The following is a 23,761-nucleotide window of genomic DNA, read 5'->3' on the forward strand; positions in this document are numbered from 1 at the left end:
TAATCCTTTAGATGTTCCGAGATAAGAAGATGACAATTATTAAATCCAGGATATTAAAGGTTAGCTAAAAATCAGTTAAAAGCAATTTTCTACTTTGGACTGATTTGTACTAAACTTTTGATATATTATTAACAAATTTTTAATTTTTAGCTTTAGGAAGGTTATCTTTTAAGATAGTCTTCCTGTTTTTTATAAGATCATTTTTAATATAATTACAATACAAATTCCCTTTATTATACACCATTTTACTGAAAAACGGATGCTGCTTTGTTTTATATTTTTCATCCATTATCATATTTTATGTTTATTTTTTTTACTATATATTGTGTAATGGTTGATTTTAATTTTAATTTTAATATTTATTAAAATTCTCATAATATTTGAAATAGTTTATTTTTCGCTAAAATTTCAAATACAATTAAAAAAAATCTTTATCGTTTTGGGGGTATTACTTAGGATATTCCTTTTCTGACAGCGGTTTTTCACCTTTTAACAAATTGATGTTGTTAATATTTATTAACATATTTGTCACTTCAATATATTAAAATTTGTTAATATGAATGTGAAACTGCGTGTTTTAACAGCTGGTGTCTTGTTTTTTACAGGACAGGCTGTATTTGCTCAAGAAAAAGAATCTAAGAACGGTAAGGACAAAGAGACTAAAATTGAGGAAGTAGTTGTTTTAGGGTATAGTAAAACAGCTACAAAAGCTAAGACTACAACATCTTCGGTAACAGTAGGTTCTGAAACCCTAGAAAACAGACCGAATATTTCGGTACTAAACTCAATTCAGGGTACAGCGCCGGGTATTGTAGTAAATTCCGCTTCAGGTTCTCCGGGGTCAGGAAAGTTTAATATCCTAATTAGAGGAACAAGTTCTCTTAATGGATCTACAGATCCTCTATATGTAATAGATGGGGTAATTACTTCAGGATCTCAATTCAGAAACCTGAACTCCTATGATATTGATACGTTCAGTATTTTGAAAGATGCTCAGGCTACGGCAATCTATGGTAACAGAGCGGCGAATGGAGTTGTGGTAATTACAACAAAAGGAGGGAAGTTTAATTCAGGATTAAAGGTTTCTTATGATGCATTAACGTCCTTCAGTAAGCTTCCTGGAAATGATTACAATGCAGCAAGTGGCCAGCAATTATTACAGATTCAAAAGAATTTGAAAACAGGATTTGGCGGTAGTTTATCACAAGACCAGATTAATAACTGGGGCACCAATACAGACTGGAATAAACAGTTTACACGTATCGGTATCTCTCAGCAGCATAACTTATCAATCACCGGAGGTGGAGAAAATGTCAACAACTTCCTATCTTTAGGATATTTAGACAGTGAGGGTACTGTAAAATCTACAGATTTCAAAAGATTTACACTAAGAAATAACCTTAATGGTAAGTCTAAAGACGGAAAATTAACTTTCGGTGCTATCATCGGTCTGGGATATTCCAAAAGAAATCAATTAGATGATGAAACGAACACAGGAATTTCCAATAATACTCTTCAGAATCCATTATTCGGAGGAATACTGTCAAGACCGTACATAGGCCCATCGCCTTATGCAAACGGAAGAGAGCTTTTCAATGCTATCGGAACAGATGCAACCAATAATAGACAATGGATTCTTCAGGATAACATCAATGGTGGAATCAGAAACAGATTTACAGAATTAAGTATTTCTGCCAATGCCAATGTAAATTATAAAATTACTGATTACTTAAGTGTTGGAAACAGAACAGGTATTGAATACAAGCAGTATAACAGAACCTTTGCAAGATCCCCGCTAGGCTACCTTTCTATTAGCGTTGCCAATAGTGACGGATCCACTTATGGAGGAAGTGAAGACTTCACCACAACAGATGATTTGACATTCAACACGATTACGAACATTACGTTCAATAAGTCTTTTGGAGATCATACAATTAGTGCATCTGCGTACATGGATTATATCAAAGCCCATGTAAGTTCAACGTTTCAAAGACAAAATGGTCTGAACCCATTACAATGGGAATTTGGAGCAGGAACAGGTTATATTCCTTTTAACCCGGATACTCCCAACTATTACAGACCTTCAGTAAGTGCTTCTAAAGTAACAGCCGGAACTCTTGCTTATTTTGGGACACTAGACTATGACTACAAAGATAAATATGGAGTAAGTGGGGTGGTAAGAAGAGACGGTTCTTATCGTTTCCTTCCTACTAACAGATGGGAAACTTTCTGGTCTGTGGCAGCAAGATGGAATATTGACAAAGAAGATTTCATGGCTAATTCAGGATTCAGATTACTTAAGCTAAGAGCTTCAATTGGTACTACAGGTAACCAGAACTTAGGAATTGCTACTGATAATTCTAATCCATTAGCTCTACTTCCAAATAATTTCCTTGATCTTTATTCTGGTATATCAGGATATCAGAATATGTTAGGATACAACTTTACTAACTTATCAAACCCTTACCTAAAGTGGGAACAGGTAAAGCAGAGCAACATCGGGTTAGATTTTAACTACAAAGGCTTGATTGAAGGTAGTGTTGATTACTATCAGAAGAGAACAACAAGAATGTTCAACGATCTTCAGAAGTCATCTGTTACAGGTTACTATTCAATCAGAGGAAATGACGGGATTCTTGATAACAAAGGTATTGAAGGGTTGATCAGATATAATGCGATCAAAACTGCAAATACAAAATTATCAATCTTCGCTAACGCAGCTTATAACTCCAACAAAATCGTATCAATGGGTAGTGAAAACCTGGCTGGTGATGTCGTAAATGCAATTGGAGGGCCGGCTGGTCAGTATCAGTTATACCCATATTTAGGAGTAAATCCTAACAATGGAAACCTACAGTTCCTTGATAAAAACGGAAACGTAACTGAAGCTCCTACATCTTCTGACAGAAGATTGACTGGAAAATCACGTTATGCCAAATTTACAGGAGGTTTTGGATTTAACTTCCAGCATAAAGGTTGGTTCCTTGACACGCTATTCTCTTATCAGCAGGGAGGATGGATTTATGATAACCTAAACTCTTGGTTAATGGATCCGAATGCAGCAGCTACCAGAAACCTTTCTGCAGATCTGTTGAATGCATGGACGCCTCAGAATACAAATACTGATGTACCTGCATTAGGAGCAAGAAACTTAAGCTTAGGTTCTTCAGACAGATTCTTACGCAGATCAGACTTTATCAGACTTAAGAATGTTTCCGTAGGATATAACTTTAGCAAAGAACAGCTGGGTAAGCTGCCTGTAAAAGGAATTAAAGTATTTGTTCAGGCAGAAAACCTTTATACATGGACAAAATGGAAAGGATTTGATCCGGAACCAATTACTTCGTATTCACTAAATGTCTATCCTAACCCAAAAACCGTATCGGTAGGTTTAAATGTTGATTTTTAATAGAGAAGAATTATGAAAAGAATAATAAATACAGTTTTAATTGTAGTAACTTTATCATCTGCAGCATTTACTTTGAACAGCTGTCAGGATGCACTTGATATTAAACAGGCGGGAGAGTTACAGGAGAAGGATTTGTATACAAGTGTTGCCAATTTAGGAGAAGTTCTGAATGGATCTGTGTATGCTCAGCTTGATCCAATGGATGAGATTTATTTTACAGCCGTATTTACAGACGAAGTAAAACCTGGTTCTGCAAGTGGTGGACAGGAATATTCTCTACACAGATTTTTCCTTGATCCTGCTAGTCCTGTTGTAACAGGAGGTACTGTAGGAACAGCTTCCAGTGACGGGATCTGGTTAAATAATTACAAAGTTATTAACAGAATCAACAGACTATTGGAAGGTGCACAGAAAATTACCCCTGCTACTGATAAAGAGAAGGATCAATATAATAAGATCCTGGCGCAGGCCAGAGCTATAAGAGCATATTGCTATGTACAGTTAGAGGCTTATTTTTCAAGTGATATGAAAAATCCTAATGCTTTAGGAGTAATTCTTCTGAAAGATGTTCCTTCTACAGATGCACAATTGCCAAGAGCTAAAAATCAGGATATCTATGATTTTATTAATGCTGACTTAGATTATGCAAGAGGAATATTAACGTATTCTGCTGCTGGTGACCAAGGAGCAAGATATTTTGCTGATAAAGGATTTGTAAACTCTGTAACAGCTCGTTTTAATCTGTATAGAGGAAATATGCCTTTAGCAAAACAATATGCAAACGAAGTAATTACAGGATCAAAATTAAGTCTGACTATCGCTAATCCTGCGGTAACTGCAACTGCTCCTGTTATTGATGCAAGTTCTGCTACAACTACCTGGGCTAAAGAGTTTTACAATGTTGCTACTTCTTTCAACCCATATAGAAACCTTTGGAATGATTCTGCAAAAGGCGAGATTATATTCTCTCTGAACAGACTCCCGTTAGGAGCAGGAGGAAGTATCGGCTCAAAATGGAATACCAACCAGTCTCAGCTAAGTGGTTCACCAATGTGGTTCTGGGGAAGAAATTTATATAATATATTCAACAATACGCCTGGGGATATCAGAAGATATGCTTATGTAGATCCTAGCTCAAAGGCAAATAATAACTATGCTACTGCGGTAGACGGAAATACAAGAAATGATGGGTTGGTAATTGATAAATATCCTGGTAAAACAGGTATCGCTACCAGAAATGATGTGAAAGTTTTCAGATTATCAGAAATGTATTTCATTTTAGCTGAAGCTGAAGTGGCAGCAGGAAACCTTTCAACGGCTCATGACCTGATTCAGAAAGTAAGAGAAGCTAGAAACTTCCAGAATGCTGCAGTAACGCCTGCTTATTCTAGTACTCAGGTAGCCTACGCAGATATTTTGAAAGAGCGTAGAGTTGAATTAGCACTTGAAGGACACCGTTATGTTGACTTGAAGAGACTTGCAGTAGCTGCAAATGTGGCTATGGACAGAAACGCTACAGATGACGTCGTTGCAGTTGAAAATCTTCCAAACGGGGACTATAGATATACTTTACCTATTCCTATTAAAGAAGTTTCGGCAAACCCGAATGTTAAACAAAACGACGGATACTAATCCTTGTTATTTTAATTAAAATACCCCTGAAGTTTTACTTCAGGGGATTTTTTTTATCAATAGAATGGCTGATCACTTATTCAGAATATACGATACCATTCTGATAGCTTTTGGGAGTAACCCCTACCAGCTGTTTGAATACACGTGTAAAATAATTGGTATCCGAAAATCCGGTTTGGTAAGCCGTCTCCTTGATACTGTTTTGACCCGCTAGTAATTCTTTAGCCCTGTTAATTCTTTCCTGTAGAATAAAATCATTCGGAGAAGTTCCGAACTCATCTTTAAACATTTTAAAGAAATTAGACTTGCTCACATAAGCAAGCTTTGCAATACTCTCAATAGAAAGTTTCTGATGTAGATTTCTTTTGATATAATCCACTACAAAACCTATTTTGGATCTGTTTTTTACAATATTTTTCTCTACCATACTCCTTGCCTGTGTTTGCATCAGTCTGATCAGGAGTTCCTTTAAGGCAAAATCGGCCATGATATCCTTCTGAGAATTGTCATCCATAGCAATTCTCATAATATTGTTGGTGGCAGAAGCCAAGGCTTTATTATTAAAAAGAAAGTATTCTTCCAGTTGGATATTCCATTGTGAATCTTCATCTGCTTTAGGAAGATGGTAGTTTAAATAATTGAGTGAATCCTCTATAAAATCAGGATTTAAACTTAAAGAAATACATTGTGTAGGGGTTTCATCAGCTTCAGGAAAATCGATCACCATCGTTTCCCCGGGAGCAACCAAAATACTTTCGCCCGGAAAATAATCAAAATAGGTTGTCTTTTTATCCAGTTTCATGTGTTTTTTACCCTGGAGCATAGCAGTAAATGCTATATTTTCAAAATGAAGCTTTACCCCAAAAGCAGCTTTATGTGTCTCATAAATACTGAACTCACAATTATTTAGATTGAATTTGGTCTGGTTCTCAACAAGACTCAATAGTTGGTTTTCTTTCCTTAATTCAGGAGTATTCAATAAAATAGGACTATTGTTATTCATTTCTAAATATTTTTAAGAAGCAGGTAACTCAAATATAGAAAATTTGACGGTATATTGTTGTTAAGAAAATTATAAAATTGGTTGTCTGCATTATTCTGCACTTTTTTTGTACGATTGTGCTATTGTTTTTTTTTGTGTACCTGTAATTTGGCATTATTGAAAAATTAAAACAATACTAATATGAGCACTCTTACAGAACCAAGACCAGCAACCCTTTTGCAACGCCCCGAGTTCAAAAGCAGATATGATAATTATATTGACGGAAAATTCACACCACCCGTTAAAGGGCAGTATTTTGATGTAATATCTCCCGTTGACGGAAAAACTTTTACTCAGGTAGCCCATTCATCCAAAGAAGATTTGGAACTCGCTGTAGATGCTGCTGAAAAAGCATTTCAAAGCTGGAAAAATACCTCATCCACAGAAAGAAGTATTATTCTGAACAAAATTGCAGACAGAATAGAACAAAATCTGGAATATCTTGCTACAGTAGAAACGATAGACAATGGTAAAGCAGTGAGAGAAACCCTTGCAGCAGATATGCCGTTGGCTATCGATCACTTCAGATACTTTGCTTCCGTGATTCGTGCAGATGAAGGCTCTCATAACGAACTGGATAAAGATACCGTTTCTCTTATTGTACACGAACCTCTTGGAGTAATTGCGCAGATCATCCCTTGGAATTTTCCGATCCTGATGGCAGTATGGAAGCTGGCACCGGCATTGGCAGCAGGTAACTGTGTCGTTTTAAAACCCGCAGAAAGTACACCTGTTTCCATTATGGTGATGATGGAATTAATAGGAGATCTTTTACCGGCAGGAGTAGTGAATATCGTTAACGGATTTGGAGCAGAACTGGGACGTCATTTGGTGACCAATCCTAAAGTGGCAAAAGCAGCTTTTACCGGTTCCACAGCTACAGGACGCCTCGTAATGCAGTATGCAACAGAAAATATTATTCCGGTAACACTGGAATTGGGAGGGAAATCACCGAATGTTTTCTTTACCTCAGTGATGGATGCCGATGATGAATTTCTAGACAAAGCTATTGAAGGAGCCGTTCTTTTTGCGCTTAATCAGGGAGAAATCTGTACCTGCCCTTCCAGATTGCTGGTTCAGGAAGATATCGCTGATGCTTTTATTGAAAAAGTAATTGAAAGAGTAAAAGCAATCAAAGTCGGAAATCCATTGGATAAAACCGTGATGATGGGAGCGCAGGCTTCAAAGATTCAGAAAGATAAAATACTTTCTTACATTCAGTTAGGGAAAGATGAAGGAGCAGAAGTATTGGTTGGGGGAGAAGTTAATCATCTGGGAGAAGACCTTGATGAAGGTTTCTATATTCAGCCTACCATTTTCAAAGGACATAATAAGATGAGAATCTTCCAGGAGGAAATTTTTGGTCCGGTACTCGCTTTTACGACATTTAAAGATGAAGAGGAAGCCGTAAAAATTGCGAATGACACCATTTATGGCCTTGGAGCCGGAGTATGGACTAGGGATGCACACCAGTTGTACAATATTCCGCGCCAGATTGAGGCGGGAAGAGTATGGGTAAACCAATATCACTCTTATCCGGCAGGAGCGCCTTTTGGAGGGTATAAGCAGTCGGGGATAGGAAGGGAAAATCATAAGATGATGCTTGACCATTACCGTCAGACTAAAAATATGTTGATATCCTACAACAAAAACAAATTAGGATTCTTTTAATATTAATTTTAGGACGTGCCCGACTGCCCTGGCTTTTCCGGGGAAGTCGGTCGGGCTATCCAGGGCTGCACTTCGTTTCGGTGCTCCATTACATTGCGCACCGGCTCGTTCCTCGCCGCCCTTCCTATCCCTCACGCAGAATAATATCAGTCTTATGGATTGATTATTAATTGAAAATAGTAAATCTGATTACCAACTTTTACAGACATCATTACAGATTTGCCTGTAAAAACCTAACTCAAAAAATAAAATATGATTCCAAAAACAATGAAAGCCGCGGTAGTTCAAGGCTACGGCCAACCCCTGAAAATAGAAGAAGTTCCTGTAAGAGCACCTGGAAGATATGAAGTATTGGTAAAAGTAATTGCCTGTGGAGTTTGCCATACCGACTTACATGCGGTAGATGGTGACTGGCCTGCAAAACCTAAAATGCCTCTTATCCCGGGACATGAAGGAGTAGGAATTGTAGTGGCCTGTGGACCTGAAGCTTTCGTAAAAGAAGGAGATGCGGTAGGAGTTCCATGGCTGTACAGTGCCTGTGGATGCTGTGATTACTGTATCACGGGATGGGAAACCCTTTGCGAGGCTCAGAAAAATGGAGGTTATAGTGTAGACGGAGGTTTTGCAGAATATGTGATTGCAGATTCCAGATACGTAGGACATTTAAAATCTGATGTTAACTTTTTGGAAATAGCACCTATCTTATGTGCCGGTGTTACGGTTTATAAAGGATTAAAAGAAACAGAGACAAAACCGGGAGAATGGGTAGCCATCTCAGGAATCGGAGGATTAGGACACGTAGCAGTTCAGTATGCGAAAGCAATGGGAATGCACGTGGCAGCTATTGACGTATCAGACGATAAGCTTGATCTCGCCAAAAAATTAGGAGCAGATCTTGTAGTCAATGCTAAAAATACTGATCCAGGAGAATATTTACATAAAGAAGTAGGCGGAATGCACGGTGCATTGATCACTGCGGTCTCTCCAATAGCTTTCAAGCAGGGAATAGATGTGCTGAGAAGAAAAGGAACCATTGCCCTTAACGGGCTTCCTCCCGGATCATTTGAACTTCCTATTTTTGAGACTGTTTTAAAAAGAATTACAGTAAGAGGATCTATTGTAGGAACCAGAAAAGATATGCAGGAAGCTTTAGATTTTGCTAATGAAGGGCTTGTGAAAGCTACTGTGACTGCTGCGAAATTAGAAGATATTAATGATGTTTTTGACAAAATGAAAAAAGGACAGATTGATGGCAGAATCGTTTTAGATATTGCCGGCTCAAATTAGATAATGTTGTGTTTCTGATCCCGGTAATCATTTATTTTACCGGGATCTTTTTTTAAACAAGAAAGAATATCTTTCTTTATAAGGTTAAAATAGTAAAAATGGAAGCAAAGATACAAAGACTGTCCGCAACAGAAGAAGCTCTTGAAGTCATACGCGAGCTGGAAGATAAATATGGAGCATTGATGTTTTATCAGGCAGGAGGATGCTGCGAAGGGACACAGCCGCAGTGTTTCGAAAAAGGAGGATTTTTTCCCAGAATGAATGATGCAATGATTGGAACGATCAATGGATATGAATTCTGGATAGACCGCGATCTTTTTGAGTACTGGAAATATTCACACTTCACACTGGATGTTACAGATGGGGTCGGTCCCGGAGGCTTTTCTCTTGAAACCCCTTTAGGCAAAACCTTTAAAGTTCATTATAGACTTTTTACACCTGAAGAATATGAAAATTTAGAACCTGTACAACGAAGCGAATAAAACTTCAATAGATAGAAATGTATTGCTTTTAGTGTGTTACAGAAAAATCCTTTTGAGTAATATTACCAATCACTTTTTCAAAATCATATTTACCTCTTGTAATCTCTCTTTTCAAAACGAAATAGTGACTTACTGCCATTATAGATGAGATTCCAATAAAAACAGAATCTTCACCGCTATTTTTTATATTAACGGCTACCGCGAATAAAAAAAAGCACAATAAAAGTATGAAGGTGAAAATTTGAAATAAGGTAGGGATATATTCTATAGAAACGATTGTTATATTATTCTGATCATGCAGGCTTCCTTTTATCACCGGATAATTCATATTGATATCAAAGAAACGCCTTCTTGTCTTAATTGTAAAGCTGTTTTCTTCAATTTTCCCCCGGTATTCAAACCTTGTGGGGATAGCAGGGTCTCTTATCAGCGATATGAAGGTTGTATTGGTTTTATACGTTATTTTCCATAAGTTCTGAACCAGCTCAGTTCTGGCTGTATTGACCTCAATGTAAGACTGGTCATATAAACCGATATTTTTTAACAATGAATTCATTGTGCAGAAAGAGTTTTATAAATAAATTCAGACCTTGACAAACCGGTTGACAAACATGGCCGCGACAATATCTCCCACCGCATTCAGTACAGTTGCTAGAGGATCTACTAATGTTCCGATAATCATGACAGCCGGTATCGCTTCCTGTGGCAGCTTATAAACAGAGATCATCAGCATCTCACCAATATACCCGCCATTGGGAATGCCACCCGCTACTATACTTACAAATACTGTGATTCCTAATGCCAGAAGTAAATTAGCCGGATCAAAGAAATCTTTTCCAATAATTAAAAAAGCGACATAGATTTTGATAATGGATGACATGGACGATCCATTTTTATGCAAAGTTGTCCCAATAGGAATTACCAGATTAGCAATTGAATTGGGGATCCCGATCTTGGATGCTGCCTGTAAATTTGCAGGCATCGTAGCAAAACTGCTGCAGGTACTTATTGCTGTAAGAGTGGGGTAGATTGCATTTTTCCAGAAACTTTTAACTCCTTTCTGACCACTCGCCATAAAGGCATATATTGAAAAGAAAACAAGGAAATAAACTATTCCTGCAATATAGTAAAGACCTAAAGGCTTAGCATAAAACCCGAAAAGCTGCGGCCCCAAAGTAGCCACCTGATAAGCAAAATAAGCCCCTAGACCAATCGGAGCAAGCTTCATTACCAGTAAAAGCAGCTCTTTCATTACTTCATATCCTGAAGCGATAAAAACTCTGAACGGCTGACCTTTCTCTCCGGTTTTTCTCGCAGCAAAGCCTGTAAGGAAAGCGAATACCAAAAGCGCGAGCATATTTCTTCGTGAGAAAAGCTCTGTAAATTCTCCTACAGTAAAGAAGCTTACAATTCTGTTGCCCCAGCTTTCCTGATCAGCGGCTTCATTCATTATTTCAGAACTTCCCGAAATTCCGGAAACAGGAAAAAGATAAACAGCACAAATGGTGAAAATAGCTGCTGTCAGAATAAAAAATAAGAAAGTAAGGGACATGGTAAGAATGATTTTCCCAAACTTGGACTGCTGTTCCAGAGAGGCAATGGAGTTGGATACCGCAAAAAATACAAGAGGTACCACACTTACAAAAAGAAGATTAAGGAAAATATCTCCCAATGGTTTAATATATTCTACAAAATTCGGAGCTACAATTCCTATGATGCTTCCAACAGTAATTCCTAAAAGTAAAAATATAATTCCGGAATAGTTTTTCAATACCTCTTTCATGGGGGCACTTTTTATCAAAGATAAGTTTATTTTTAACACTTCGTTATACAATTTTCAGGCCTAAATTTCATAAATTTGAGTAAACAACGTTTCTATGGCTTATATAGATTACTATAAAATTTTAGGCGTAGATAAAAGCGCAACCCAGGATGACATTAAAAAGGCGTATCGAAAACTGGCCAGAAAACTGCATCCGGACCTTAATCCTGATGATAAGGAGTCAGAAAGAAAATTCAAAGAGCTGAATGAAGCCAATGAAGTTCTCAGCAATCCCGAAAATCGTTCCAAATACGATAAGTACGGTGAAAACTGGAAGCATGGCGAAGAATATGAGAAAGCTCAGCAGCAACAAAGACAATATCAGCAGCAACAGAACTATGGAGGAGATTTCTCCGGAACCGATTTTGGTGAAGGGGAAGATTTTTCAGATTTCTTCCAGAGTATGTTCGGTGGAGCGGGAGGAGGATTTGGGAAAAGTTCAAAAGGAAGGGCTTCAGGAAAGTTCAAAGGCCAGGATATACAGGCTGAGTTGAACCTAAATTTAAGAGATGCTGCCAAAACACATCCCCAAACCTTTGAAATCAATGGAAAGAAAGTAAGAATTACTATTCCTGCAGGAGTCTATGACGGACAGCAGATCAAATTAAAAGGACATGGAAATCCGGGCGTAAACGGAGGTCCTAACGGGGATTTATATATTACTTTTAATATTCCCGTGGATCCGGATTTTGAAAGAGTTGGTAATGATCTGAAAACTAAAGTGACGATAGATCTTTATACCGCTGTTTTAGGAGGTGATATAAAAGTGAATACTTTAGACGGAAGCGTAAATCTTAAAGTAAAACCGGAAACTCAAACCGGAATTACCGTAAGATTGAAAGGAAAAGGATTCCCTGTCTACAGAAAAGAAGGAGAATATGGAGACCTTTTTGTGACCTACGAAGTGAAACTGCCTACCAATCTTACAGAAAAGCAGAAAGAACTTTTTGAACAACTAAAAAATTCCTAAGCTATGAGTGAAAGAATATCACGGGAAGAGCTCGTAAAAATTTATAACATAGAAATTACTTTTTTTGATGAACTGGTAGATTATGGTCTGCTTCATATTCAGATAGAAAATGATATTCAGTATCTGACGTATGAAGATTTGCCGGATCTTGAAAAATTCGCCAACTGGCATTATGATCTTGAGATCAATCTGCCCGGCTTGGAAGTAGTTCATAATATGCTGAAAAAGCTGGATGCTTTAAACAGAAGAAATAGAGAATTAATGAATAAACTTTCTGCAATAAGTGATCAATATGAAGATATTTAGTTTAGTTTTGTAGCTTTTTAAAGCAAATTCTATAATATGAGTGAGGAGAAGGTGATTACCTTAAAACCGGAGAGAAAAATTTTTGAAGATATTTATTTTAGTGGTAACCAGGGAAGTCTGCTTTTTTCTCCAACCACTAAAAGTAAAACGATCATGACTATTGTATCAGTGATTATTTTACTGATCGTATTTCTTTTTAAAGATAGTCTGAGCAAGGATAGTGTAGGAGTTTTATATTTCCTTAGCTTTATATTTTTGCTTTGTGCCATTTTCTTATCTGTAAGTATTAATAAAGTCTCAAGATGGAAAAAACAGGTAAGCAATTATTTAAAAGTACTTGAAAAATGTAAGACATATGAGATCAGATTTGATCAGAATTTTTTTACAGTGAACATTGACGGAGAAAAAGAGACCAGTGAGTGGAAAGATTTTGAATATGTTGACAGCAATAATGATTTCATTTCTCTCGAAGGAAAGTACAGCTATATGTTTCCTAAAAAGTCTATGAGTGAAAAAGAATATAGTTTTCTCAAGAAAACGTGTAAAGAAAATATCAAACTATAAAAAACCGGAGCAAAATAACTTTGCTCCGGTTTTTTTATCTATCAGCGGGTTTATAAATCATTTGATTTGTTTTATCCGCTTTTCAGTACTATTTAGCCTTCTTTGTTTTCTTCCAGCCAGCCCATTTCCTTCATCCACTCGTCATTGTAGATTTTTCCTACATATCTGGAGCCATGGTCGTGAAGTAAAACAACTATAACATCATCTTTCGTGAACTGATCTTTCATCTGGATCAATGACGCAATTGCACTCCCTGCAGAATATCCACAGAAAATACCTTCTTCTTTAGCCAGTTTTCTGGCATACACAGCACCATCTTTATCTGTAACTTTTTCAAAATGGTCGATGACAGCCATATCATAGTTCTCAGGAATAATATCTTCCCCAATTCCTTCTGTAATATAAGTATAGGCATGATCATAATGAAGTTCTCCAGTTTCATGGAATTCCTTCAGGATAGAACCATAGGTATCAACTCCGATTACTTTGATGTTTGGATTCTTTTCTTTAAAGAAAGTTCCACATCCTGTAACTGTACCTCCTGTTCCTGCTCCCGCTACAAAGTGAGTCAGCTTTCCTTCTGTCTGTTCCCATATTTCAGGAGCTGTTGATTCGTAATGGGCTGTTCTGTTGGATAAGTTGTCATATTGGTTTACATACCATCCGTTTTCTGTTTCTTTTGCCAGTCTTTTGGAAACTGAATAATAAGAACGCGGATCTGTAGGTTTCACATCTGTAGGGCATACAATTACTTCAGCTCCTACAGCACGAAGAATATCACATTTCTCTTTTGACTGCTTGGAATTGGTTACAAAAATACATTTGTAGCCTTTGATGATCGCAGCAAGTGCCAATCCCATTCCTGTATTTCCGGAAGTTCCCTCAATGATGGTGCCTCCAGGTTTTAATCTGCCGTCTTTTTCAGCATCTTCTATCATTTTAAGAGCCATTCTGTCCTTCACGGAATTTCCGGGATTGAATGTTTCTACTTTTGCCAAAACTAATGCCGGGAAATCTTCTCCAAGTACCTTGTTAAGTTTTACCAGTGGTGTATTACCTATAGTTTCAAGAATATTTTTTGCGTATTTCATAAATGTTTTATAAGCAGTGCAAAGATAATGCTTTTAAATTATTTGCGCTGTGGGAAGATCATGATAATAGATAACCAAGACTGAAACAATTCAAAAGAGATCCATAACTTTCAATTATCAATTATCAATTATCAATTATCAATTATCAATTATCAATTATCAATTATCCGGTTAGTTGTATTTTATAGCCTTCACCGGAGAAATCTTACTGATCAGATAACTAGGAATAATCAATGCTAATCCTGAAATAATCAGAATTCCTACAGAGATAGAGATAATAGCAATAGGATTAAGGTCTACCGGAACAGTACTTACATAATAATTTTCCGGGTTAAGTTTTATAATTCCAAAGAATTTTTGAATCAAAATAAGGCCTAGTCCTATAGCATTTCCGTACAACAATCCTGGTATCATAATAATCAGGGTATAATTGATGAAGGTTGCTCTGATCTGTGAATTGCTGGCTCCTAATGTTTTTAGCAAACCGATAGAATTTGTTCTTTCAATAATAAGGATCAGAAGAACCATAATAATATTAATGACGACTACAATCAGCATTATGATAATAATCAGAGCAATATTGGTATCAAAAATACTAATCCAGTCGGTGATCTGAGGGAATTTTTCTGTCGCTTTTTCAGCATAGTTCTTGTAACCGATCAGCTTTTCTATTTCAGGAAAATCTTTGTCGATATCATTTACGTTTTTGAAGAAAATATCTATTCCACCAATCTCATCAGACTTCATATCCTGAATTTTTCTCACATGATTGATTCCGCCGATAACAAATTGATCATCAATCATTTTTATGTCCGTTCTGTAGATTCCAAGAACTCTGAATTTACGATAGATAGGCTTTTGGTCAGCTTTTGAAAATACAGTAACAATGCTGTCGTTTACTTTTAGGTGAAGATCGTTGGCAACTTTTTGAGAAATGGTAACATCATTATTGAATCCCTTTTCCGTTACTTTTGGAGTCGTTCCGGCAATAAGAAATTTCTTGAACCGTAAACTATCAAAATCCTTTCCGATTCCTTTAAAGATAATTCCTGCAAAATTATGCTCATTACGCATAATTCCCGTAACTGTTGCATACTTTTGGATACTTTCCACATCAGGAAGTTCTTTTATCTTTGCAATATTCAGTCCCTGATTATCCAGAACAGAAGTATTGTAAGATGAATTCGACCGTGTGGATCTTATAGTGATATGTCCGCTGAAATCTGCAAGTCTCTCTTTAATAGCTTTTTTGGAACCAAAACCTGTGGCTACGGTAATTAAGGAGACAATGATCCCCAAAGCTACAGAAAGCCTGCCAATGAAGATGATAACCCTTGAAAGGTTATTTTTGTTATCTTTGGAAAATGCTATTTTTCTAGAGAAATATAAAGGAAATTTCAAGCTTATGAATTTAGATTTCAAAATTAAAAATTTACTTCTGATTTGCCTAATTTTTTTAGGAGTATTCAACCAATATTATTCTCAAACTCAAGTTCAACCGGATTTTAAAACCGGAGCTGATCAACCTGATGTATATTTACCATTATTAAAAGGTAAAACAATTGGGGTAGTAACCAATCAGACCGGTTTAATGAATGACAGAACACATCTGGTGGATTTTCTGGTGAAAAAGGGAGTGAAGATAAAAGCTATTTTTGCACCGGAACATGGTTTCAGAGGAGATGCTGATGCAGGAGCAAAAGTTAAGAATGGAGTAGATGTGAAAACGGGAATTCCCATTATTTCTTTATATGCCAGTAATAAAAAACCAAAGCCAGAACAATTGGAAGGAATTGACCTTGTAGTTTTTGATATTCAGGATGTAGGTGTAAGATTTTATACGTATATCTCTACACTGACTTATCTAATGGAAGCAGGTGCCGAAAATAACGTTGAGGTAATGGTACTGGACCGCCCAAATCCGCACGATGGGTATACTGATGGGCCGGTATTACGAAAAAAATGGACAAGCTTTGTCGGGATGCATGAAGTACCTGTGGTATATGGGCTTACCATAGGCGAGTATGGAAAAATGGTGAATGGTGAAAGATGGCTTAAAAATGGTGTTCAGGCTAAGTACACTCTTATTCCTATGAAGAATTATCACAAGAAACAGCGGTATCCGATATTGGACAAACCTTCTCCTAATTTACCCAATGATAAAGCAATCAATTTATATCCAAGTCTGTGCTTTTTTGAGGGAACGCAGGTTTCTGTAGGGAGAGGAACAGATTTACCCTTCCAGATTTATGGATCCCCATGGACGGAAAGTCTGCCTTATCAGTTTACACCTAAGCCAAGCTATGGGGCAAAAGATCCTTTCCTGAACGGGAAATTGTGTTATGGGGAAAATCTTGCCAATTATCCTAAAAATTTAAGAGAGCTAAACCTTGAATGGGTAATCAAAGCCTATAAGAATTATAAAAACCCTCAATTGGATTTCTTCCTGAAAAACCTTTGGTTCGATACCTTATCCGGAACTGATGAGTTGAGAAAACAGATCATTGCCGGAAAATCAATTCCGGAAATTAAAGCTTCATGGAAAAAAGATCTTGAAAGTTTCGAAAAGATCAGAACTCAATATATTGTTTATGAAGATTAATTCATCTGAGTTCTGAAATAAAAATTATGGTTTTAATGAAGCCGGTAAAATGGATAAAATAAAAATAAAGTACAGTGTTGAACTGTACTTTATTTTTTTATTCTTTTTTAGGCAATTCTATTTTGTAATAGTTGACAGGAGTGTCCGGCTTGTGTTTTCCAGTTTTCAACCCTTAAAATCTAATCCTCCAGCAACGATTGATTAATCAAAGTTCTGCGGTGGACTTTTATCATTTTTTCCTTTGTTGATAATAAACAAACCTACAGTAAGTCCTATAACCCCTGCAAAAGCAGTTAATAAAGCTCTTTGCAGTTTATCCGGAAGATCATTCCCGATGTAGTTCATTAAAAAAAGAATCACAAATGTGATCACTGAAATAATAATATGGTTTTTTCCGAATGGTTTCATTATGCTATTTAAGTTTATAGGATATCATTACACCTCCTCTGTATGGGATTATTTCGCCGCTTTTATTAAATTTATCAGCAGAATCATAACGTCTTCCAGTTGTTCTGTCATACCCTTTATAAAAATCTTGAGAGGTTCCTACTGTAGCATAGATATCAAGATTTAGACGGTCAGACAACTGAAATTGATATCCTCCGGTGATTCCCAGTGTTACAGAATATCCTTTTTGATATAGATTGGAGTTTATAAGAATTTCTCCATTCCAATTTTCGCCGGCTCTATCATTCCAATAACTCCATTTTTGAAGCTTATAAGCTGAAGCTCCTATATTGGCTCCTATATACCAATGTTTAAACGCTTCTTTAAAATAATATCTTCCCTCCACAGAAATAGAATAAATTTGCATTTCATGCCCTGCAAAAGATTTCCATGGTGAGATGAGAATGTCTCCCTGAAGAGTATATTTCGAGCTTAGTTGTTTTTCTAAACCAGCATTTAAAACTCCCAGAGGAATAAATAAAGCATTTCCTTTTATATATAAACTTTTATCCTGCGCTTGTTCCTGTTCCTGGGCGCTCAGTGTTCCTGCTGACAGGAATGCTAAAATGCCCGCTATTAATTTATATTTCATTCGGTATGTTATGTTTATTTTATCTGACTTAATAAATCTTCTGCTAATTTAGAATCTTTATTGGCCTGAGCAGCCATATTCTTAGACATCTCAGCATAGCTTTTTGCCGGTTCATTATTACCTGTTAGATAATAAAGCTTGGCAAGTATGTAGGTGTTTTCTGAAGTTTCCCCTGTCATGACAGACTTTTCTGCCCATTCTGTTGCCTTTTTCAGTGAAGATACAGTTTTCACATGATCTGCAAATACCCAGGCAGCTCTTAAGAGTTCATTCGGATCGAATCCTTCAGCATTTTTGTAATAATCTACTGCCGCTTTTTCGTACTCAGGGAAATTGGCATTCTGTTCATAATAGCTGAGTTTAGTCTGATTAAGTTTTGTAATTGCAGCTTGTTTACCTACCAATGGTTCAGCTATTTTTAGGAAGTAATCATCATTGATTCTTTTGTTTTTATCATCAATAGATTGTTCCACCACTTTAGCTAATTTTAATTGAGCATCAAATTCATTATAAGTTTCTTCAGGCAGATATTTTACAATTTCTGCTTTTCTGGAGGTGAAGACGCTGTAATTGTTATCTTCAGATGATTTTATAAAGTAAAGTAGAAATCCGATGTCATCTTTTGAAAGCTCTTCAGTTTTCTTTTTGTTTTGAAAATATCTTTCAGAAGCTTTTTTGGCAAAGTCATAGTCTGAATTGGCGTTGAGCTTTATGATGTTAATCAGAAACTCCGGATTTTTTTCTCCATTGGCAAAACGTTCTTTCAGAGAGCCTTTTTGATTTCCTGGTGAATTGATATCCTGAGCCATTGCTACAAACATACTTTCTTCCATGTAACCTGTATTTCTGGAAACAAGTTCTCCTTCGCCATTCAGGAAAAGGTAAGTAGGATAAGAACGTACGCCAAATTTAGCAGCGATCTCACGGCCTTCCCCTTTTTCCATATCAAATCTTGCATTGATGAAGTTGGTATTATAATAATTGCTGACAGCTTTCTGATTGAAAACATTTTTCTCCATCATTTTACAAGGGCCACACCATGAAGTATAGGCGTCGATAAAGACCAATTTCTTTTCCTTTTTGGCTTTTGCGATAATATCCTTGAATGGCAGTTCCTGAAACTGAATATTCTCTTGAGCAGAGATGATGATGGCACAAAAAATAGATATCCCGGAGATGATCTTCTTCATTTTCAAATAAGATTTGAAGCGAAGATAATTAATTTTCAAAATATAAAGAGCTGAATCTGCCGATTGAATAATTATATTAACTAATTTTAAGATTTAGCATTTGTTTTGCTCCTTATATTTTCTACGAAATATATATAGAAAATTATTCTTTTTGTATTCTGTACTTCAGATTTCAAACACTAATCATTTTCATCTATTAATCAATGTTTTAGCAAATTTTACTGGAATATTTCTGATTTTCCAAAGATGATTTATATCAATGATACTAATTATAAAATAATTCACTTTATGGTCCTGAAACCTTTGTTATAATTTTGCAAACGAACAGATTACCTGTAAGAAAATATTATTTTAGAAAGAATTGAGTATTAATTTTAAACACACCTTATCTCAAAAATCCATTTATATTGCCGCCTTGTCTGCCTGCTTAATTGCTGTGGTAGCATTTGCTGTATTAAGTTTTTTAATAACCCGGGACAGCAGGAAAAATACAGAAGATTTTGCAAAAAGAACCTTCTACCGTAAATATGAATCCATAGAAAATGAGTTCAGAAATATTGAGGATTATCAATATCTTCTACGTGCTCTGATTCAGAAAGACGGGCTGAAAAATTATAAGGATTATTCTTCCGTTTTAAATGACCTTAATAAAAAAAGAAACCTTTTACCTTACAGTTGGTATTATTATGATAACAGTGCTACGGGGAGATCTGTGAGTAACAGTCCTTTGTCCGATATTTTCAAAAAAACGGATAGCACAGAAAAATCTATTCCATTGAAAAATAATGGATCCGGACACTTCAAAGATCTTTTGATCACTCGTAAAGACAGTATGTACTGGATGAGCTATGACTCCCTGTCCATGCCAGATAAGAATCTTCTGTATTATGGTTCTACGGTAAGTCTTGATGACCTCCATCAGTATTTTATCAATGTAGATAAGACTTCCAATACCTATGCTTATGTTTTTACCAAAGAAGGTATTTGTATTACCCATCCTGAGAAGAAATATCTGGGAAAAAATATCTTTCAGTTTACAGACATTAAGCCTAAAGATACCCTGTGCAGTAAAGTTAAATCCGGATATACCCAAAATATTGCCATTTCGGAATATCTGGGGGTAGAGGTTACCCGCTTTATAAAACCATTGCGGACAGACAACTTTGAAGGATATACCGTCGTCAATCATGTTAATTTCATTATTGATGAAAATGTATATAAAGTAAAAGCCTATACCACTTTTATATTTCTGGCGGCCTTGCTTCTTATAGTAGCTGTTTTTATCCTGTTTCAAAGAGCTGCCAATATTGCCTATCGGGAAAAAGAAAAAATACAGTCTGAAAAGAACTTACTATTGATAGAGAACGAGAAAATGCATAAAGCGGAAGTGATCAATCAGCTTCAGCAGCTTAAGAATAATATCAATCCGCATTTTCTTTTCAATTCTCTTAATTCTCTTTATATGCTTATCGGTATCAATAAAGAGAATGCACAGAAATTTACCATGAATCTCTCTAAGATTTATAGGTATCTTATTGTACCTCCAAAAGAGAATATTGTTCAGGTTTCACAGGAAATCAGTTTTATTCAGAAATATATGGAGCTGCTGAAAAGCAGATTTGACGAAGAATTGAATTTTGAATTAATTATTAATGATGAGAAAAGTTTAGAAAAAAGAATTCCTTATTTGTCGCTTCAGATTGTGACAGAAAATGCGATAAAACACAATATAGCAACCATAGATCAACCTTTGGAGATTGTTATTATAGTGAATGAAGACGGGATTGTAGTAAAGAATACATGGCAGCCAAAGACCGAGCGGGTAGAAGGAGAAAAGTTTGGGATTGATTATTTGAATCAAATTTATGAATATTTTAGGATTAATTCTCTTAATATATCTGTAGATGGTGAATATTTTATATGTTTTTTACCATTATTAAAGTGAAAATAAAAATCCATTCACTCCCGAAAATCAACCTCTCACTCCCTAATATTATATAATAATTCACTATACCTATAGCTTTGCTGGCTGAAACTAAGATATTTACTATTTGGAATGAATCGGACTATTTTAATGAAGAATTACAGACTTGCACTGTATTTAGGACTGGCTATAGCTTCACCTGCAGTAATGGCTCAGAAAAAAGATACAGTAAAAGTTAATAAAGACAAAGCTGATAAGACTGAAGCATCATCATCATCATCAAAGAAAACAAAAAAAATTGAAGACCTGATCAAAAAAGGAACTTATAAAAAAGGACTTTTTAATACGATTCAGGTGAAAACAGATGTTTATTTTGAAATTCCGGACAGCTTGATGGGACGCCAGTTTTTGGTGGTTAATAAACTTTCTCAGGTACCGATGCAGGTAAATGAGGCTGGTTTGAACAAAGGGATGAACTATGAGAATAAGATCATTTCTTTTCACCGTGATAACGTAGCCAAAAAAGTTTGGGTGAAAACTTCGGATGTAAAAGTATCATCTCCTAAAAATGATGCCATTACAAAATCTGTAAAAGATAACTTTTCAGAATCTGTAATTGAGGTTTTTGATATTGAAGCGCAGAACAGTGACTCTACAGCAGTCGCAATTAAAGTAAACAAAGTATTTGATGGAAATCAGAAAAGCTTTAATGATGTTCTTGCAAATGTAGGTTTGGGTGGATCTGTGAAGTCAAGTCTTTCCTATGTTGAAGGAGTGAAGACCTTTCCTAAAAATATCGTTGTCAAATCTCAACTGACTACTTCTGTGAATGAAGGAGGAGTAGATCTTCCTGTAACTCTTGGAGTAACTACCAATCTTGTACTGCTTTCCAAAGTACCTATGAAGCCAAGAATCTCTGATCAGAGAGTAGGGTTTTTCAGTGAAAAGCACTGGGCGTTCAATGACCGTCAGCAGAAGATGGATGAGAAATTCTTCATTACCAGATGGAATCTGGAGCCGAAAGACGAAGACAAAGAAAAATATCTGAGAGGTGAGCTGGTAGAGCCGAAGAAACAGATCGTTTATTATATAGATCCTGCTACTCCAAAACAATGGCGTGAAAAGATCATCGCAGGAGTATATGACTGGCAGGCTGCTTTCGAACAGGCAGGTTTTAAAAATGCGGTTATCGCAAAAATGCCGGATGAGAAAGATGAGGATTTTGATATTGATGACGTAAGATATTCTGTGATCACCTATGCTGCTTCTCCTAAATCAAATGCAATGGGCCCCTCTGTAGTAGATCCCAGAAGCGGTGAGATTATTGAAGCTGATATTATCTGGTGGCACAATGTAATGACTTCTCTTCAGGAATGGATGAGAATTCAGATAGGACCTATTGATCCTAGAGCCAGAGGAAATAAATTCAGCGATGAATATATGGGGGAGGCTATCCGGTTCGTATCATCTCATGAGGTAGGGCACACTTTCGGGTTGAAGCATAATATGGGATCTTCTTTTGCATTTCCTGTAGAATCACTTCGTTCAAAAGAATTTACCGATAAAATGGGGGGAACAGCTCCTTCTATTATGGACTATGCACGTTACAATTACGTAGCTCAGCCGGAAGATGGAGTTACCGCCATCACTCCGAAGATCGGAATTTATGATAAATATGCTATAGAATGGGGGTACAGATGGTATCCGGATGAATTCTCTGAGAAAAAAGCACTTAGAAATTTAATAGAAAAACATCAGGATGATCCTTTATATTTCTATGGTGAGCAGCAAAGTTATTTAGAAACTATTGATCCGCGTTCACAATCTGAAGATCTGGGTGATGATGCAATGAAAGCCAGCGAATACGGACTGAAAAATCTGAAAATTGTCATCAATAATCTTTTACAATGGACCTATGAAGATGGTAAAGATTATACAGATGCAGGGAAGCTCTATTTAGGAGTGATCGGTCAATGGGACTTATATACAGGTCATGTGATGGCTAATGTAGGAGGGATTTATCTGAACAATACTAATTTCGGAAATAAGAAAAAAGCGTATGAAGCAGTTCCTGCTGAAACTCAGAAGAGAGCAGTTGATTACCTGATTAAAAATTCTATCAACCTTCCGGAATGGTTGTTCTTTAACCCGATTTCAGAAAAGACCTATCCTGTGAAAAATTCACCGATGGGACCTTTTGAACAGACTCCGTATACTTTAGCAAGAGGAATGCAGTATGGGAACATCTACTCCCTGCTTATGGATGACAGACTGCTTAGGTTGCTTGAAAATGAATTGAAAAATGAGGTTTCAGGTTCAAAGGAAGAAATCTATACGGTAGAGAACCTTTTTGATCAGCTAAGAGGGGCTATTTTCAATAAGAAAGGAACCCTTACTATTCTTGAAAGAATGACGCAAAAGAACTATGTGGATGCTCTTATCGTTTCTGTGAACAAATTGTTTGAAAAAACAGCAGTGAAAGGATTAAAGGTAGATAATACCCTGAATATGCCGCTCATCTGTAATTTCCACGGAGATGATAAAGAACTTAGGAATATTAACTATTCATCCATGAAAAGGGTATCTGAAGTGACTACTTACAAAAGAGCAGAGCTACAGAAGGTACTGGATCTTCTGAACAGGACCAGATATAAAGGAGATGATGCTTCCAGAGCTCATTACACAGACTTAATTATTCGCATTGAAGAGGCTTTAAATAAATAATCGGCT

19 protein-coding genes are annotated in these 23,761 nt (G+C 36.3%); 11 read left to right on the forward strand and 8 right to left on the reverse strand.

Going from position 1 to position 23,761, the window contains the following annotated elements; all coding sequences use genetic code 11:
* The first annotated feature begins 556 nt into the window (after window positions 1–556).
* Together AC27VX_RS15280 and AC27VX_RS15285 are read left to right on the forward strand one after the other, a co-directional pair.
* Window positions 557–3,409, forward strand: a complete 2,853-nt coding sequence (locus AC27VX_RS15280) for a SusC/RagA family TonB-linked outer membrane protein (RefSeq protein ID WP_300689613.1) — start codon at window positions 557–559, stop codon at window positions 3,407–3,409.
* 12 nt (window positions 3,410–3,421) lie between these two features.
* Window positions 3,422–5,041, forward strand: coding sequence for a RagB/SusD family nutrient uptake outer membrane protein (locus AC27VX_RS15285; protein WP_488696483.1), 1,620 nt, complete (start codon window positions 3,422–3,424; stop codon window positions 5,039–5,041).
* Between the two features lie 76 nt (window positions 5,042–5,117).
* Here the strand turns inward: AC27VX_RS15285 and AC27VX_RS15290 are convergent, their stop codons facing one another.
* Window positions 5,118–6,044 (reverse strand): AraC family transcriptional regulator, encoded by a 927-nt coding sequence (locus AC27VX_RS15290; protein ID WP_488696485.1) that lies wholly within the window; start codon window positions 6,042–6,044, stop codon window positions 5,118–5,120.
* 180 nt (window positions 6,045–6,224) lie between these two features.
* Here AC27VX_RS15290 and AC27VX_RS15295 point away from each other — a divergent pair, with 180 nt between their 5' ends.
* The 3 genes from AC27VX_RS15295 to AC27VX_RS15305 all read left to right on the forward strand — a co-directional run bounded on the left by AC27VX_RS15295 (window position 6,225) and on the right by AC27VX_RS15305 (window position 9,523).
* Entirely contained in the window at window positions 6,225–7,754 is a 1,530-nt protein-coding gene (locus AC27VX_RS15295; RefSeq protein WP_236855574.1) for an aldehyde dehydrogenase family protein, read from the forward strand.
* A 252-nt stretch (window positions 7,755–8,006) separates the two neighbouring features.
* Window positions 8,007–9,041 (forward strand): alcohol dehydrogenase AdhP, encoded by a 1,035-nt coding sequence (adhP, locus tag AC27VX_RS15300; RefSeq protein ID WP_236855573.1) that lies wholly within the window; start codon window positions 8,007–8,009, stop codon window positions 9,039–9,041.
* Between the two features lie 98 nt (window positions 9,042–9,139).
* Window positions 9,140–9,523, forward strand: a complete 384-nt coding sequence (locus AC27VX_RS15305) for a DUF779 domain-containing protein (RefSeq protein WP_300689600.1) — start codon at window positions 9,140–9,142, stop codon at window positions 9,521–9,523.
* 28 nt (window positions 9,524–9,551) lie between these two features.
* Here AC27VX_RS15305 and AC27VX_RS15310 read toward each other — a convergent pair whose 3' ends face one another.
* Window positions 9,552–10,079, reverse strand: a complete 528-nt coding sequence (locus AC27VX_RS15310; protein WP_300689597.1) for a hypothetical protein — start codon at window positions 10,077–10,079, stop codon at window positions 9,552–9,554.
* Between the two features lie 27 nt (window positions 10,080–10,106).
* A complete protein-coding gene (locus AC27VX_RS15315; RefSeq protein ID WP_236855570.1) occupies window positions 10,107–11,306 on the reverse strand; it encodes a dicarboxylate/amino acid:cation symporter in 1,200 nt (399 codons plus the stop codon).
* Between the two features lie 94 nt (window positions 11,307–11,400).
* Between AC27VX_RS15315 and AC27VX_RS15320 the strand changes: the two genes are divergently transcribed.
* The 3 genes from AC27VX_RS15320 to AC27VX_RS15330 are packed head-to-tail and all read left to right on the forward strand — an operon-like array spanning window position 11,401 to window position 13,185.
* A complete protein-coding gene (locus AC27VX_RS15320; protein ID WP_236855569.1) occupies window positions 11,401–12,315 on the forward strand; it encodes a DnaJ C-terminal domain-containing protein in 915 nt (304 codons plus the stop codon).
* A gap of 3 nt (window positions 12,316–12,318) precedes the next feature.
* Window positions 12,319–12,621: a chaperone modulator CbpM gene (locus AC27VX_RS15325; protein ID WP_236855568.1), complete on the forward strand. Its 303-nt coding sequence runs from the start codon at window positions 12,319–12,321 to the stop codon at window positions 12,619–12,621.
* 36 nt (window positions 12,622–12,657) lie between these two features.
* The gene (locus AC27VX_RS15330; protein ID WP_300689590.1) at window positions 12,658–13,185 is read left to right on the forward strand and encodes a YcxB family protein; all 528 of its coding nucleotides are present in this window, start codon (window positions 12,658–12,660) and stop codon (window positions 13,183–13,185) included.
* A gap of 92 nt (window positions 13,186–13,277) precedes the next feature.
* On the opposite strand, the gene AC27VX_RS15335 is transcribed toward AC27VX_RS15330, so the two are convergent.
* Together AC27VX_RS15335 and AC27VX_RS15340 are read right to left on the reverse strand one after the other, a co-directional pair.
* Entirely contained in the window at window positions 13,278–14,276 is a 999-nt protein-coding gene (locus AC27VX_RS15335) for a PLP-dependent cysteine synthase family protein (protein WP_236855566.1), read from the reverse strand.
* 171 nt (window positions 14,277–14,447) lie between these two features.
* The gene (locus AC27VX_RS15340; protein ID WP_488696490.1) at window positions 14,448–15,677 is read right to left on the reverse strand and encodes an ABC transporter permease; all 1,230 of its coding nucleotides are present in this window, start codon (window positions 15,675–15,677) and stop codon (window positions 14,448–14,450) included.
* Window positions 15,678–15,681: 4 nt separating this feature from the next.
* Here AC27VX_RS15340 and AC27VX_RS15345 point away from each other — a divergent pair, with 4 nt between their 5' ends.
* The gene (locus AC27VX_RS15345; RefSeq protein WP_236855564.1) at window positions 15,682–16,878 is read left to right on the forward strand and encodes an exo-beta-N-acetylmuramidase NamZ family protein; all 1,197 of its coding nucleotides are present in this window, start codon (window positions 15,682–15,684) and stop codon (window positions 16,876–16,878) included.
* 201 nt (window positions 16,879–17,079) lie between these two features.
* On the opposite strand, the gene AC27VX_RS15350 is transcribed toward AC27VX_RS15345, so the two are convergent.
* From AC27VX_RS15350 to AC27VX_RS15360, 3 genes are read right to left on the reverse strand one after another with little or no spacing between them, the layout of a single operon-like run.
* Entirely contained in the window at window positions 17,080–17,286 is a 207-nt protein-coding gene (locus AC27VX_RS15350; RefSeq protein WP_236855563.1) for a hypothetical protein, read from the reverse strand.
* A gap of 4 nt (window positions 17,287–17,290) precedes the next feature.
* Window positions 17,291–17,917, reverse strand: a complete 627-nt coding sequence (locus tag AC27VX_RS15355; protein ID WP_300689973.1) for a DUF3575 domain-containing protein — start codon at window positions 17,915–17,917, stop codon at window positions 17,291–17,293.
* Window positions 17,918–17,931: 14 nt separating this feature from the next.
* Window positions 17,932–19,107, reverse strand: a complete 1,176-nt coding sequence (locus tag AC27VX_RS15360) for a thioredoxin family protein (RefSeq protein WP_300689974.1) — start codon at window positions 19,105–19,107, stop codon at window positions 17,932–17,934.
* A gap of 361 nt (window positions 19,108–19,468) precedes the next feature.
* Between AC27VX_RS15360 and AC27VX_RS15365 the strand changes: the two genes are divergently transcribed.
* Both AC27VX_RS15365 and AC27VX_RS15370 read left to right on the forward strand, forming a co-directional pair.
* Complete coding sequence (locus AC27VX_RS15365; protein WP_488696493.1) at window positions 19,469–21,052, forward strand: histidine kinase; 1,584 nt, start codon at window positions 19,469–19,471, stop codon at window positions 21,050–21,052.
* Between the two features lie 111 nt (window positions 21,053–21,163).
* Window positions 21,164–23,755 carry a zinc-dependent metalloprotease gene (locus tag AC27VX_RS15370; RefSeq protein ID WP_488696495.1) on the forward strand — a complete coding sequence of 864 codons (2,592 nt, stop codon included), beginning with the start codon at window positions 21,164–21,166 and terminating at the stop codon, window positions 23,753–23,755.
* Window positions 23,756–23,761 lie beyond the last annotated feature (6 nt).

Source organism: Chryseobacterium sp. 14P4.3.2 (genome assembly GCF_057799275.1).